This window comes from Gordonia sp. PS3 (assembly GCF_041950545.1).
Lineage (GTDB): Bacteria > Actinomycetota > Actinomycetes > Mycobacteriales > Mycobacteriaceae > Gordonia > Gordonia sihwensis.
This window is the reverse complement of sequence record NZ_CP169524.1, coordinates 29399-44032: the sequence shown is the minus strand read 5'-3', so window position 1 is coordinate 44032 and position 14634 is coordinate 29399. Positions and strand designations below refer to the sequence as shown.

Below are 14634 nucleotides of genomic sequence, written 5' to 3'. Positions count from 1 at the left end.
TCACCGACCCAGAACCGTCAGACTCACAAGCTAGATTGAGTCCATGGTTTTCGCGAGCATCCAGCGTCTGATCCGGGCCCGCCTACTCATGGTGACGGTCTCGGCTCTCGCGGTCCTCGCGGCACTGCTCTTCACCGGGGCCGGCAGCGCTCGGGCTCAGGCGCCGCTGCGCATGGCCGATCAGGTGGTCGACACCGCCGGCGTCTTCAGTGAGGCCGACCACGACAAGATCGCCTCCGCGATCGACGCTCTCTATAACGACCACAAGATCCAGATGTGGGTGGTCTACGTCGACTCCTTCGACGGCATGAAGGCGGCCGACTGGGCCCGCCAGACCGAAGACCTCAGTGATTTCGGCGACCGCGACGTACTGCTGGCGGTGGCCACCGGGGACCGCGGCTACCGGCTCACCGCGCCGGCCGCGATCGACGGTCTCACCCAGGACGAGATCAACAGCATCGCCACCGACACGTTGGTCCCGGATCTGAAGCGGGGACGGTGGGCGGCGTCGGCGCTCGACACCGTCGACGAGATCGACGCGGCGGCCGGCGATGAGTCCCACGCCGGAGCGATCGCCGCGGGGGTGGTCGGCGGCGCGGCCGTGATCGCGGGCGGCGGCTTCCTCTACCTCCGCAGGCGGCGACGCCGGGCTCACGCCGCGCACGTGGACGATCTGCGTGAAGCCGGCGACTCGTTGACCGTCGACCAGTTGTCCGAGCAGCCCCTCGAAGTACTCCATGCATGGTCGCGGGAGGTGCTCACCGACACCGACAATGCCGTCAAGACCAGCGCCGACGAACTCGTCCTCGCGATCGACGAGTTCGGTGAGGCGGACGCCGCGCCGTTCACCGCGGCGCTCGGCGCCGCCCAGCGCGCGCTGGCGTCGTCGTTCGCTCTCCGTCAGAGATTGGACGATCACATCCCGGAGACCGCCGACGAGCAGCGGTCGATGCTGGTGCAGATCATCACCTCGTGCTCGGACGCGGATGCGCTGCTGGACGAGCAGGTGGAGAAATTCGACGCCATGCGCAACCTGCTGATCAACGCCGAGGAACGGCTCGACGAGCTGACACGGCGGATCGTGGAGACCACGGCCCGCCTGCCCCGATCCGAAGCCACCCTGGCCGAGCTGACCGAGCGGCACGGCGGAACCGTGGTCTCCTCGATCAGCCAGAACGTCGCCCTGGCGCGTGAGCAACTCCGGTTCGCCGAGGACAGCACCGATCAGGGCCGCGAGGCGATCGCCCTGCCCGCCGGACAGCAAGGACCCGTCGTGGCCGACATCCGGTCGGCCGAGGGAGCGCTGGAGACCGCTGCCAAACTGCTCGACGCGATCGACTCGGCCGACGCGACCCTGGCCCGCGCTCGTCACGGCCTGTCGCCGCTGACGGCCGATGTCACGGCCGCGGTGGCGCAGGCCGAGGGACTGCCGGCTCCCCCATCCGATCTCACGGCTGCGATCGGGAAGGCGAAGGCTGCGCTCGCCACCGCGGACTCGGAGGCCGACACCGACCCGCTGGGCGCCTTCGCTGCCCTCTCGGAGGCCGACGCGGACCTCGATGCCGCACTGGCCGCCGCACATCGGACCGCCGACGAGACGTCGCGGCGCACCCAGCTGATAACCAATGCGCTCGAGACGGCCGAAGCCAAGACGCAGGCCGCGGCCGACTTCATCGAGACCCGGCGCGGTGCCGTCGGCTCCGTCGCCCGGACCCGCCTGTCGAGGGCGCAGCAGCTCGGCGCCGAAGCGGTTCGGCTCTCCGACACCGACCCCGATCGGGCCCTGGAGCAGGCGCGGCAGGCGTCCCGGAACGCCGACGAGGCGCTGATGGCGGCACAGAACGACGTCGTCGCCTGGCAGGACCAGCAACGGGCGGCCGGCGCGGCCGACCGGACCGGTCCTCCGATCGCCGGTGCCGTCCTCACCGGCATCCTCGTCGACAGCGTTCTGCGCGGCACGATGCGTCCGGGATCGTTCGGCGGCTACAGCTCCGGCGGACGCAGTCCCGGTTCCTACGGCGGGTCGTCGAGTTCGGGCCGCATCGGGACCGGCGGTCGCTTCTGACCGGCGTCGGTCCGTCTCACTCCGGTGGTCGAGGTGTCCCGGACGTGTGACGTTCCCCATTTTCCTGACGTGAACTCCCTGTTCACAGGGCGATCGATGGCTCCGCGGTCTTTTATTTAGGCTTACGAAGTATTAGGCTTACGAAGTATGGCCGATGAGAACGCCCCCGACCTCGCCTCAGGACTGCGGCACACGGTGACGCGGTTGTACCTGACCCTGCGACGCAACTCGCCCATCAGTGAGCTCAGCGCCGCCCAGGCCTCGGGACTGGCCTCACTCGTGGACTACGGGCCGATGAGGATGGGCGAGTTCGCCGAACGCGAATCGATCCGGATGCCGACCGCGACCGCACTGATCGACGGCCTGCACCGGGGCGGATACGTATCCCGCGAACCCGATCCCGACGACCGCCGGGCAGTGATCATCGCAGCCACCGACACCGGCTCCGAGATCGTCAGCGACATCCGGACCCGTCGAGACGACAGCGTCACGCGCGCACTGCAGACCCTGTCCGACGATCACCGCGCAGCCCTGGCAGCCGCCCTGCCCGCCCTGCGTGAACTGCAGACTCGAATGGAGCTTTCATGAGCACTGACTCCCACTCCCTCACCGCGGCCTTCAAAGGGCAACCGCGGACCGTCTGGGTGACCGCGTTCGCCGCGGTCATCGCGTTCATGGGGATCGGCCTCGTCGACCCCATCCTCAACACCATCCGCGAGGCGCTCGGCGCGCCCGAGACCAAGCTCACGCTGCTGTTCGGCGTCTACATGGGCGTCCAGGTGGTGGCCATGCTGCTGACCGGATGGTCCGCGTACCGGTTCGGCCCCAAGCGGACCCTGACCACCGGACTGGTGTGCATCGTCATCGCGGCCGGCCTGTCGACCTTCGCCGGAAACATCGACCAACTCATCGCCCTGCGCGTCATCTGGGGTCTGGGCAACGCACTGTTCATCGCCACCGCGCTCGCCTTCATCGTCGGACAGGCCACAGGCGGCCAGCAGGGAGCGATCCTGCTGTACGAGGCCGCACTGGGAGCGGGACTGGCCGTCGGTCCGCTGCTCGGCGCCGTCCTCGGAGAGTGGACGTGGCGCGCACCGTTCGCCGGCACCGCACTGCTCATGCTCGCGGGCGCCGTCCTGTGCGCCGTCATGCTCCCCGCCGACGGACCTCGTGAACAGCGGCAACCGGTCAAACTCCTCGATCCGATCAAGGCGCTGAAGAACCGCAGCCTGCTCATCAACTCGATCGGCTCGGCCTTCTACACCGGCGCACTGTTCACCGTCATCGCCTGGGCACCGATCGCGATGGGCCTGCGCCCCATCTACGCCGGAATGGTCTTCTTCGGATGGGGTCTGCTGACCGCGCTCTCCGGCGTCTTCGTCGGGCCGCGCATCGCCTCGGCCATCGGTGCTCGCGGCGGCGTCCTCTCCGCCATCGGCGCCTACCTGGTGACGATGGTGCTCGCCGCGATCGGCGTCGTCGATCATCAGGTGTGGCTGATCGGTCTGGCCGTGGTGCTCTCGGGCATTCCCTCCGGTGTGCTGAACACGCTGTTCACCGGGGTCGCGATGTCGGCCGCCGACGACTCCACCCCGCGGTCGGTGGCCAGCGCCGGATACAGCTTCCTGCGCTGGATGGGCGCCGCCGCCTCTGCGGTGATGGTCGCCTACCTCGCCGAGTGGTTCGGCATGGCCGCCCCGTTCTGGTTCGCCGCAGGCTACTGCGCGGTGGCCGTGGCCGCCCTGGTGCTCGCCGGAGGCAGCAAGCCCGACGAGCACACGGTGGACCCGGAGGCCGTCCTGGTCGGCGCCGAGGAGTACTGAGCCGAGAGACGTCATGCAGAGCCGGCATTCAATAGGATCGACGGTATGCCTACCGCTTTGATCACCGGTGCCAGTCGTGGGGTCGGTGCGCAGATCGCGAAAGCGCTCGCACCGACCCACGACTTGATTCTGGGCGGCCGCGGGTCGGCCGAACTCGACCGTGTAGCAACGGAATTGGACGGCGCCGTGACTCTTCCGGTGGACCTCACCGATTACGCCGCCCTGGAAACCGCTCTGGAGACCGTCACCCGTCTCGATGTGCTCGTTCACAGCGCGGGAGTCGCGAGCAGCCTCGAGGCCCTCGCCGACACGCCCGTCGAGGAATGGCGGCAGGTGATGGATGTCAACGTGATCGCAGCCGCCGAGGTCACCCGACTGCTGCTCCCGGCGTTGCGGGCCGCCGACGGACACGTCGTCTTCCTCAACTCCGGCGCGGGAATGAACGTGCGGGCCAATTGGACGCCCTATGCCGCAAGCAAATTCGCGCTCCGGGCCCTGGCCGACGGGCTGCGCGCCGAAGAACCCGCACTCCGGGTCACGTCCATCTTCCCCGGACGCATAGACACCGATATGCAGCGCGACATCGTCGCCTTCGAGGGCGCCGAGTACGACCCGTCGAAGTACCTGCGCGCGGAGACCGTCGCCGCGGCGGTGGCGTCAGCGGTGAACGCGCCGGCCGACGCCCACCCCACCGAAGTGGTGCTCCGGCCGCGCGGTCCGCGCAACCGATAGCCGGCGTCGGCCGACCGTCCGACCTACAGCTGCTTGAGGTCCGACTGCTCCCACACGGCCCGCATGCCGGCGATCTTGCCGTCGGCGTCGAAGACCATGATGTCGACCGGGGTGATCTCGAACTTCATCCCCGCGGTGCCGGTCACGAGCGTGAACTCGAAGACCGCGGTGTCGCCGGCGATCTTGGTCCACTTCAGCGTCGCTTCGCGGCTCTCGAGGCCGGTGATGATGCTGTAGAACTCGACGAGCTCGTCACGCGTGCTGCGCACCGGTGCGCCGATCGGGTCCTCCACCGTCGCGCCGTCGGCGTACAGGTTCACGATGTCCTCCGCCGACCCCGAGTTGAGGCCGTCGATGTAGGCCTCGACGGTGGCCGCGATCTTGTCGGAAAGTCCGGTTTCCTGCTGCTCAGCAGTCATTTCCACTCCCTGAATTGAAACATGTTCTAGTGGGAAGGTTAACAGGAGCGCCCCACTGGCGCGAGGGTCCGCGAAAGATTGCCGCGACCGCGTCCGCGAGCCCCGATCCCGGTCCGCTGGCATGATCGACTGCCATGACCGTCGCCCGTTCGCTCATTCTGTTCGCGCTAGCGGCCGTCGCCGAGATCGGCGGGGCCTGGCTCGTATGGCAGGGCGTGCGCGAACACCGCGGTTGGCTGTGGATCGGTGCCGGAGTCGCCGCACTCGGCGTGTACGGATTCGTCGCCACATTGCAGCCCGACGCCGAGTTCGGCCGCATCCTCGCAGCCTACGGCGGCGTCTTCATCGCGGGCTCCCTGCTGTGGGGGATGGTCGCCGACGGCTACCGGCCCGACCGCTGGGACGTCATCGGCGCGCTCATCTGCCTCGTGGGCGTCGCCGTGATCATGTACATGCCGCGCGCGGTGGACGGTTAGCCCGGGGCACAGCCGTAACAGGTCTACTTCAGCTCGGCACTGGTCTTTCCGAGCACCCGACGGGCGATGATCAGCTGCTGAATCTGCTGTGTGCCCTCGAAGATGTCGAGGATCTTGGAGTCGCGAGCCCACTTCTCGAGCAATTCGGTCTCGGAGAACGCCGCCGTGGCACCGATCTCGACGGCCTTGTTGGTGAGTTCGGTGACGGTGCGGCCGGCCTTCGCCTTGGACATCGACGCCTCGGTGGAGTTGGGCTGCTTATTGTCGGCCATCCACGCCGCGCGCAGCGTGAGCATCCACGACGACTCCCAGTCGGACTCGAGCCGGATGAACTCGGCGACGGCGGCGTGCTGAGCGGCGACCGGACGGTCGTAGTCGACCTCGTGACCGGACTCTTCGAGCATCCGGCGCAACTCCTCGAGAGCGGCCCGCCCGAGGCCGACGGCCATCGCGGCCACCACCGGCCTGGTGTTGTCGAACGTCTGCATGACGCCACCGAAACCCGTCTTCACCTGGATCTCCGGCGTGCCGAGCAGGTTCTCGGCCGGCACTCGAACGTCCTCGAACCGGACCACCGCGGTATCGGACGACTTGATGCCGAGCTTGTGCTCGAGCCGCGCGACGGTGACCCCGTCGGCGTTCATCGGCACCACGAAGCTCTTGATGGCGGCGCGGCCGACGCTCTTGTCGAGCGTCGCCCACACCACGACGTGGTCGGCGCGGCTTCCGGCGGTCACGAAGATCTTCTCGCCGTTGATCACGTACTCGTCGCCGTCCAGGACGGCGGTGGTGGAGACGGCGGCCGAATCCGATCCGAAGCCCGGCTCGGTGATGGCCATGGCGGCCCAGACATCGGCGAAACGCTCGAGCTGCTCGTCGTTCGCCACCGCGGCGATCGCCGCGTTTCCGAGGCCCTGGTACGGAATCGACAGCATCAGACCGACGTCGCCCCAACCGAGTTCGCGGGCGTTGAGCACTGACCGGAGGTTGGCGCCGTTGACGGTCTCCTCCGCGGACTCGTCCGCCTTGTCGGCGTCCTTATCGCCCCCGCGGGCCTGTTTGGCGATCTTCCCGAGCTCGTCGAGTTCGACGGGGTACTCGTGCTCGGCCTTGTCGTACTTGCGGGAGATCGGCCGGAAGATGTGCTCGGCAGCGAGACGGGCGCGCTCGACCGTGGAGTTCAGCTTCTCCGGGAGCTCAAGGTTGATAGCCATGGCGCTACCTTACTACTGAGTAAGTTCGTTGCCAAGCGTCTGCAGTCTCCCCGTTTCGGCACAATCGTGAAATGGTCCGATTCACGGCGAATCCCGTGCGTGCACTCGCCGGGACCGATCCCGGCCGTACCCGGCTGCTCAACGCGAGCGGGGTAGCGGTGGCTGTGCTGATCAGCACCGGGTGCGCCTGGCTGATCGTGAACGCGACCCACGCGGACGGCGGCTACCTGGCGGTCGGAGCGTTTCTCGCGATGCAAGCGGGTCTGAGCGTGCGCGACGCCACCGCGCCGGCCCGGCTCGTCACCACGGCCCTGTTGGTGATTCCCGTGGTCGGCGGCCTCGCCGGCACCACATTGCTCGCACACAACAGGTACGTCGAGATCGCCGCCTTCGTCGTGATCGGCGGCGTCGCCACCTGGATGCGACGCTTCGGTCCGCGCTGGTCGGCGGTGGGAATGATCGCGTTCTTCTCCAGCTTCTTCGCGTTGTTCCTGCGGCCGACGGTCGACGATCTCGGCCCGCTGCTGCTCATCGGCGTCGGCGCTGTGGCGGCGAGTCTGATCGTCAAGTCGACCATACTGCTGCACGCACCAGACCGGTCGCTGCGACTGCTGATGCGCCAGTTCCGCGGCGCCGGGGACGCGGCCGTGCGCGCGGCGGAAGGCTCCGTCGGCCGGCCCCGCGCGACACTGCAGGCCCGGCTCGACCGCCTCGGCGACGTCGCCATGGCGATCACCGACTGGCAGAGCCAATACGACACCGCCGCCCGCACCGGATTGACAGCACACGAACTGGCCCGGTTGGTCTTCGACGCCCGCACCGATCTTGTGCAGGCATGTCTGCATCTGGCGCAGGTCCCAGAGCCGAACGCCGACCGGGAACTGACCGCACTGCTGGACGCCATGCATCGCGTGCTGGACACGGACCTGCCGGCGTCCGAGCGGTCGGCCGCGTCCGCCCGCGCGCGCCGGACGCTGGAGGCCGTCGATCCCGACGTCCCCGGGCGATTCGCGGTCGCGCTCCTCGCCCGCGCGGTCGAATCGCAGATCGCTCTGCGCGAGGCGCTCGAGTCACCGCATCCGGCGGCGACTGCCGAACCCGACACGGACGTCTCGAGCGACGAGCCGACGGACGCCGAACCGGCGGTCGCGCGCGATGCCGAGATCGCTGAGGCTCCAGACGCCGGAGGCGGTCCGCATCGTTTCTGGCACGAGTGGACTCCGACCACGCGGATGGCCGTGCAGGTGATGCTCGCGGCCACCCTCGCCACCGTCGCCGGCGAGGCCATCTCGGCGTCACGCTGGTACTGGTCGGTGCTGACGGCGTTTCTGGTGTTCGTGGGCGTCAACACCCGTGCCGCGATCCTGACCAGGGCCTATCGCCGAGTGATCGGCACCGTCTGCGGAGTCTTCGTCGGCTTCGGCTTCGGCATCGCGATCGACGGCGCGGAGTTGCCCCTCATGCTGCTGTGCGCGGTCAGCGTCTTCTGCATGGTGTACCTCGGGCCCCTCAATTACGCGGTGATGGCCTTCTTCGTCACCGTCCTGCTGTCGTCCATGTACGGCCTTCTGGGGATCCTCAACCGGCACATCCTCGAACTGCGGCTCGAGGAGACCCTCACCGGAGCGGTGATCGGCGTCGCGTGCGCCTTCCTGATCTTCTCCAGCAGTTCCCGTCCCGAGCTGATCACCCGCATCCGCGCATACTTCGCCTCGCTCGAGGAGGTCCTCACCCGATCCGGCGACGTCCTCATCGGCCACGGGCCGACCACGGCGGTGCTCGACGCGGCGCATCGGCTCGACACCGATCACCGCGAACTGGAGACCTTCGTCTCGTCGATGGCGGTCTCCTTCGCAGGCGGTCAACGCCGCACCCTCCGTCGATCGGCCACCGCGCTGCTCAAGAACGCCGGTGTTCACGCCGACCGGCTGGCCCAGGAATCGGTGATCCTCGGAAAGGAGGGCGGTACCGCGGCCTTCCACGGCGACGCCGCCGACGCGGTGCGGCGCGGCATCGACGCAGTGGTCGCCCAGTCGGACGCCGCATGCCGCTCGTTGCTGCACCGCAGACGCGACAATACGGCCAAAAGCGAGGCGTCCGAGACCTTCGACGCCGTCCGTCGGGTTCCGTGCCGACCGCATACGCCGCAGTATCGGGCCATGCTGGCGCTGTCGAATCTGAGCATCACCATGGCGAACATCGAACGACTGCGGGAGCGCGACTGACACCTCGACCTCGTCATCGGGTCGCGGCTTTTGCCACGAATCGGCGACTGCGCGATCATCGGTGACCATGACACTGTTTCCGCCCGTCGCCACCGAACCGCCCGCGTCCCTGGTGACCCGCGGCCGATACAACTTCGGCACCTACGACGGCCCGATCGCCGACATCAACCCGCTCGACGCCGCCGGCTCCGGTCCGCTCGCCGGCACCCGGCGCGCCGTGCGCAACCTCGGGTTGAAGGAGTGGGAGGCCTTTCAACTCGGGGACGACGACCTCTTCGTCCTGGGTGCGGTCTACAACGCGAAGACCCTCGGTCTGCTCCAGGTCCTGGTGGTGGACAAGCACGCGGCGACCATCCGGCGCTGGGAGACCAAACTCCCGTCGCCGCTGCTGACGGTCGCGCGGGGTCTCGACGGCACCGTCTCCGAGGGGGAGTTCGCGGGACTGGAGATCGAGATCGGAAACCAGCTCCCCGGCGGCCGAGTCACCGTCGACGCGACGCACCGCGGCACCGCGCTGACACCCGAACTCGACCTGCACATCACGGGCGACTGCGCGACCGGTGCGGCCGGTCATCTGGTGATCGTGCATCCCTTCGACGAGAACCGGGCCCTGTACTCGCACAAGGCGATGATGCCCGCGTCGGGCTCGCTGCTGATCGGCGGAGCCGACGTGGGTCTCGCCGACGGTCGCGGCTTCCTGATCCTCGACGACCACCACGGCGACTACCCCCGGCCGATGAAGTACGACTGGGTCACCGGTGTCCGGCGCACGCCCGCCGGCGTGGTCGAGGGCTTCAACCTCACCGACAATCAGGTCCGCAATCCGGGTGTCTACAACGAGAACGCCATCTGGATCGGCGATCAGGTGCACCGCCTGCCCGCGGTCACCGTCGACCGCCCCGACGGCCCATGGGGCACCTGGTACATCCGCGACTCGGGGGGCGCGGTGGACGTGACGTTCACACCCACCGTGCAGTCGACGATGCACGTCGGACCACGCAAGATCCTCGCCGAATACTACGCGCCGTACGGGTGGTACGAGGGCACCATCCACGCGCAGCATGCGACGCTGAGGGTCGACGGCATGTTCGGCGTGGGGGAGTCCAAGCGCATCTTGGTGTGACCGTCGAGCGCGGTCAGGGAACCACGTTCACCATCTTGCCGGGCACATAGATCACCTTGCGCGGCTCGCCGTCGAGCAGCGCGGCGATCTTCGGGTCAGCCAGCGCGGCGCCGACGACCGTCGGCTCGTCGGCGTCCGCGGCCACCTGGATACGGCTGCGGACCTTGCCCTTGACCTGCACCGGGATCTCGATGCTCTCCTCCACCAGCCACTGCTCGTCGACCTCGGGGAAGGGTCCCCGCGCCAGCGAACCGTCGTGGCCCAAGCGGCTCCACAGTTCCTCGGCGAGATGGGGAGCGAGGGGAGCGAGCATCAGGACCAGCGACTCCACCGTCTCCCGCGGCGCGCCGCCGGGGTAGTTCTTGGTGAGAAAGTTGGTCAGCTCGATCAGCTTCGCACCGGCGGTGTTGGTCCGCAGGTTCGCGAAGTCGTCGCGCACGCCCTCGATCGTCCGGTGCAGCGCCTTGTTGGCCTCGTCGGACGGCGCCTCGTCGACGACGCGGACTCCGCCGGTCTCCTCGTCCACCACCAGGCGCCAGACGCGCTGCAGGAAGCGCTGCGCACCGACCACGTCCTTGGTGGCCCACGGGCGCGACTGGTCCAGCGGACCCATCGACATCTCGTAGACGCGCAGGGTGTCGGCGCCGTAGTCACGGCAGATGTCGTCGGGAGCGACGGAGTTCTTGAGCGACTTGCCCATCTTCCCGTACTCCTGCGTGACCTCCTGGCCCTGGTAGAAGTACTTGCCGTCCCGCTCGGAGACCTCCTCCGCCGGAACGTAGACGCCGCGCGAATCGGTGTACGCGTAGGCCTGGATCATGCCCTGGTTGAACAGCCGGCGGTAGGGCTCGCTGCTGGTGACGTAGCCGAGGTCGAACAGGACCTTGTGCCAGAAGCGCGAGTACAGCAGGTGCAGGACCGCGTGCTCGACGCCGCCGATGTACAGGTCGAGGCCACCGGGATCGTCCGGCCCGTGGATCGCCGGTCGCGGACCCATCCAGTATGCCTCGTTCTCCTTGGCGCACAGGGTCTCGTCGTTGGTCGGGTCGATGTAGCGCAGCTGGTACCACGAGCTGCCCGCCCACTGCGGCATCACGTTGGTGTCGCGGGTGTAGGTCTGCAGACCGTTGCCGAGATCGAGTTCCACGGTGACCCAGTCGGTGGCCTTGGCCAGCGGGGGAGACGGCTCGCTGTCCGCATCGTCGGGATCGAAGGAGACGGGCTGGTAGTCGGCCACCTCCGGCAGCGCGATCGGCAGCATCGACTCTGGCAGCGCGTGCGGGGCGCCCTGGGCGTCGTACACGATCGGGAAGGGCTCGCCCCAGTACCGCTGCCGGGCGAACAGCCAGTCGCGCAGTTTGTACTGCACGGTGCCGGTGCCGGTGCCGTCGGTCTCCAGCCGCTCGATCATCGCGGCCTTGGCCTCGTCCACACCGAGCCCGTCGAGGAAGCCGGAGTTGATCAGCGGACCGTCGCCGGTGAACGCCGACTCCTCGATGCCCTGCTCCGAACCGATCACCTCGAGCAGCGGCAGCCCGAAGGTGCGCGCGAACTCGTAGTCGCGGGTGTCGTGCGCCGGGACGGCCATGATGGCGCCGGTTCCGTATCCGATGAGCACGTAGTCGGCGATGAAGACCGGCACCCGACGACCGTTGACGGGGTTGGTCGCGAACGCACCGGTGAAGACGCCGGTCTTCTCCTTGTTCTCCTGACGCTCCAGATCGCTCTTGGCGGCGATCGACGCGCGATAGGCCGCGACGGCCTCGGCAGGCGTTGCCGCGCCGCCGGTCCATCGCTCGTCCACCTCGTCGGGCCACTGGTCGGCGACGATCTCGTCGACCAGCTCGTGTTCGGGCGCCAGGACCATGTAGCTGGCGCCGAAGAGGGTGTCGGGCCGCGTGGTGAAGACCTCGATCGAGGCGTCCGTCCCCGGGACCGGGAACTGAACCTGCGCACCGCGCGAGCGGCCGATCCAGTTCCGCTGCATCGTCTTGACCTTCTCCGGCCAGTCCAGCAGCTCGAGGTCGTCGAGCAGGCGGTCGGAGTATGCGGTGATCCGCATCATCCACTGACGCAGGTTCTTCCGGAACACCGGGAAGTTGCCGCGTTCGCTGCGACCGTCGGCGGTGACCTCTTCGTTCGCCAGCACCGTGCCCAGGCCGGGGCACCAGTTCACCAATGAGTCACTGAGGTACACCAGGCGGTACTCGTCGAGCACCTCGCGACGCTCGGCGGCGCTGAGCGCCACCCAGTCGCGTCCGTCCTCGAGCTCGCGCGAACCGTTCTCGAACTCCTCGATCAGCTCCAAGATGTGACGCGCCTTCTTCGCCTCCGGATCGAACCAGGCGTTGTAGATCTGCAGGAAGATCCACTGCGTCCACCGGTAGAAGTCGATGTCGGTGGTGGCGACGCGGCGGCGCTCGTCGTGCCCGAGACCGAGGCGGCGGATCTGCTGCAGGTACCGCTCGATGTTCGCCTCGGTGGTGGTGCGCGGATGAGTGCCCGTCTGGACGGCGTACTGCTCGGCCGGCAGGCCGAACGAGTCGAAGCCCATGGTGTGCAGGACGTTCTTGCCGGTCATCCGCTGGTAGCGGGCGAAGACGTCGCTGGCGATGAAGCCGAGCGGATGGCCGACGTGCAGACCGGCGCCCGACGGGTACGGGAACATGTCCTGAACGAACAGCTTGTCCTCGGCGTCGGGGGAGTCGCCGGAGAAGTGCGAGAAGTCGCCCGCCAGCGGGCCGACCGGGTTCGGGGCGGCGAAGGTCTGGTTCCGCGTCCAGAACTCCTGCCAGCGCGCCTCGATCTCGCCGGCGGTCTGCGCGGTGTACCGGTGGGCGGCGCTGTCGGCCGGACGATTCGTCGAATCAGCAGAAGTCACCCGACCAGCGTAAATCCTCGCGTCCCGGTGCCCAAAAGCGACCAGTGCCCACCGCGAGGTGAACCCGCTGCGGCCCGCTCGCCGTTATCCATTTCGCCCGGACGACGAGCCCGTCGTACAGTGACCGTGTGTCTATCGCGTCCACCGTCGTCTCAGTTCTCGCGCTGGTGCTTGCGGCCGGATGGCTCGGAGTCGGCGTAGCCGGCCTGACCGGTGCGCTCCGCCGCAACCGCTGGCTCGGTGTGCGTTCTCCGGAGACGCTGCGGTCGGAGGAGACCTTCGCCGTGGCCAACAAGGTCGCGGCGCCCGGCTTCCTCGGGGCCGCTCTGATCCTCGCCGTCACCGGCGGTCTCGGACTCGCCTTCGGCGGCTGGGGCCTGCTGTTCGCGGTGTTCGGCATCGTGGTCGCGGTCGGCGTGATCTCGGCGGTCGGGGGCATGGCCATCCAGGCCGCGCAGAGCGTGCCGGTGCCCGACGCGGGCGGGTGCGGCTGCTGTTCCGGCGCCGCCGATACGACGGCGGGAGGCTGCTCGGAGACCGCGGGCGACGACGACGCGGCGGCCGCGGACTGCGGCGAATCGAGCTGCGGTACGTGCGCACTGAGCGGCATGTGCCTGTCGGAGGACAACCCGCACAACGCCGGGTAGCTCGATGCGCAGACTTCTCGATCGTTCCCCGATCGACGGTTTCGTCCTGTCGATACTGCTCGCGGTGGTCGTCGCCGCGGTCTTCCCGGCGCGGGGCGCCTTCGCCGACGTCATGGACTGGGTCGTCACCATTCTGATCGGACTGCTGTTCTTCCTCTACGGCGCCCGGTTGCATCCGCGGGAGGCCCTCGACGGTCTCACCCACTGGCGCCTTCACCTGACGATTCTGAGCTTCACCTTCGTCCTGTTCCCGATCATCGGGCTCGTTCTGCTGCCCGCGCTGACACCGGTCATCGGCGATCAGCTCGCACACGGCGTGCTGTACCTGACCCTGGTGCCCTCGACCGTGCAGTCGTCGATCGCGTTCACCTCCATCGCCCGGGGCAACGTCGCCGGCGCGATCGTGAGCGCCTCGGCCTCCAACCTCCTCGGCGTCTTCGTGACGCCGCTGCTGGTGGTACTGCTGATGAGTTCGGAGGCCGGCGTCCACATCACCGCGGCGTCGGTCACCAAGATCGTGCTCGAGATCCTGGTCCCCTTCATCGCCGGTCAGCTGTGCCGGCCGTTGGTGGCCGGATTCCTGACGAAGTACGCGGCACCGACGAAGTACGTGGACCGCAGTTCCATCGTGGTGGTGGTCTACGTCGCCTTCAGCGAGGGCGTGGTCTCGGGGATGTGGTCGATCGTGAGCGTCTGGGACGTGATCGCGGTCTGCCTGCTGTCGCTGGTGTTCGTGATCGCCATGCTGGCTCTGACCGGCTGGTTGCCCAAACGTCTCGGCTTCTCCCGTGAGGACACGATCGCGATCCAGTTCTGCGGGACCAAGAAGTCACTGGCGACGGGACTTCCGCTCGCATCGGTGATGTTCGCCGGAAGCGCCGTCGGCTTCATCGTGCTGCCGCTGATGATCTTCCATCAGATCCAGCTGATCCTGTGCTCGATGCTGGCCAGCCGTTACGAGAAGCAGGCACTGGCGGTCACCGAGGCCTGAGGCGGCGTGTCCCGGAACCGGCGTCGCCGCCGGTGCGT

At 68.2% G+C, this 14634-nt stretch carries 12 protein-coding genes; 9 read left to right on the top strand and 3 right to left on the bottom strand.

Features of this window, described 5'->3' with window-relative positions; translation table 11 throughout:
* Positions 1-43: 43 nt before the first annotated feature.
* The 4 genes from ACE11G_RS00200 (at position 44) to ACE11G_RS00185 (ending at position 4620) form a co-directional block, all read left to right on the top strand.
* The gene (locus ACE11G_RS00200; protein WP_375003293.1) at positions 44-2065 is read left to right on the top strand and encodes a TPM domain-containing protein; all 2022 of its coding nucleotides are present in this window, start codon (positions 44-46) and stop codon (positions 2063-2065) included.
* A 147-nt stretch (positions 2066-2212) separates the two neighbouring features.
* Positions 2213-2653, top strand: coding sequence for a MarR family winged helix-turn-helix transcriptional regulator (locus ACE11G_RS00195; RefSeq protein ID WP_375003291.1), 441 nt, complete (start codon positions 2213-2215; stop codon positions 2651-2653).
* On the top strand, positions 2650-3888 hold the full coding sequence (locus ACE11G_RS00190) for an MFS transporter (protein ID WP_045538192.1): 1239 nt from the start codon (positions 2650-2652) through the stop codon (positions 3886-3888). The genes ACE11G_RS00195 and ACE11G_RS00190 overlap by 4 nt, the downstream gene beginning before the upstream one ends.
* 45 nt (positions 3889-3933) lie before the next feature.
* Positions 3934-4620, top strand: coding sequence for an SDR family oxidoreductase (locus tag ACE11G_RS00185; RefSeq protein ID WP_062367440.1), 687 nt, complete (start codon positions 3934-3936; stop codon positions 4618-4620).
* Positions 4621-4643: 23 nt separating this feature from the next.
* On the opposite strand, the gene ACE11G_RS00180 is transcribed toward ACE11G_RS00185, so the two are convergent.
* A complete protein-coding gene (locus ACE11G_RS00180) occupies positions 4644-5039 on the bottom strand; it encodes a nuclear transport factor 2 family protein (protein ID WP_062367441.1) in 396 nt (131 codons plus the stop codon).
* A gap of 134 nt (positions 5040-5173) precedes the next feature.
* Here ACE11G_RS00180 and ACE11G_RS00175 point away from each other — a divergent pair, with 134 nt between their 5' ends.
* Positions 5174-5515, top strand: a complete 342-nt coding sequence (locus ACE11G_RS00175; RefSeq protein ID WP_006896734.1) for a YnfA family protein — start codon at positions 5174-5176, stop codon at positions 5513-5515.
* Positions 5516-5538: 23 nt separating this feature from the next.
* Here ACE11G_RS00175 and ACE11G_RS00170 read toward each other — a convergent pair whose 3' ends face one another.
* Entirely contained in the window at positions 5539-6729 is a 1191-nt protein-coding gene (locus ACE11G_RS00170) for an acyl-CoA dehydrogenase family protein (RefSeq protein WP_062367442.1), read from the bottom strand.
* 71 nt (positions 6730-6800) lie between these two features.
* Here ACE11G_RS00170 and ACE11G_RS00165 point away from each other — a divergent pair, with 71 nt between their 5' ends.
* Positions 6801-8954, top strand: a complete 2154-nt coding sequence (locus ACE11G_RS00165; protein ID WP_375003288.1) for an FUSC family protein — start codon at positions 6801-6803, stop codon at positions 8952-8954.
* A 67-nt stretch (positions 8955-9021) separates the two neighbouring features.
* On the top strand, positions 9022-10077 hold the full coding sequence (locus ACE11G_RS00160) for a DUF2804 family protein (RefSeq protein WP_375003286.1): 1056 nt from the start codon (positions 9022-9024) through the stop codon (positions 10075-10077).
* A gap of 13 nt (positions 10078-10090) precedes the next feature.
* On the opposite strand, the gene leuS is transcribed toward ACE11G_RS00160, so the two are convergent.
* Positions 10091-12958, bottom strand: coding sequence for a leucine--tRNA ligase (gene leuS, locus ACE11G_RS00155; protein ID WP_375003284.1), 2868 nt, complete (start codon positions 12956-12958; stop codon positions 10091-10093).
* 128 nt (positions 12959-13086) lie between these two features.
* Between leuS and ACE11G_RS00150 the strand changes: the two genes are divergently transcribed.
* Entirely contained in the window at positions 13087-13605 is a 519-nt protein-coding gene (locus ACE11G_RS00150) for an SdpI family protein (protein WP_006896739.1), read from the top strand.
* A gap of 4 nt (positions 13606-13609) precedes the next feature.
* Positions 13610-14596 (top strand): bile acid:sodium symporter family protein, encoded by a 987-nt coding sequence (locus ACE11G_RS00145; RefSeq protein WP_006896740.1) that lies wholly within the window; start codon positions 13610-13612, stop codon positions 14594-14596.
* Positions 14597-14634 lie beyond the last annotated feature (38 nt).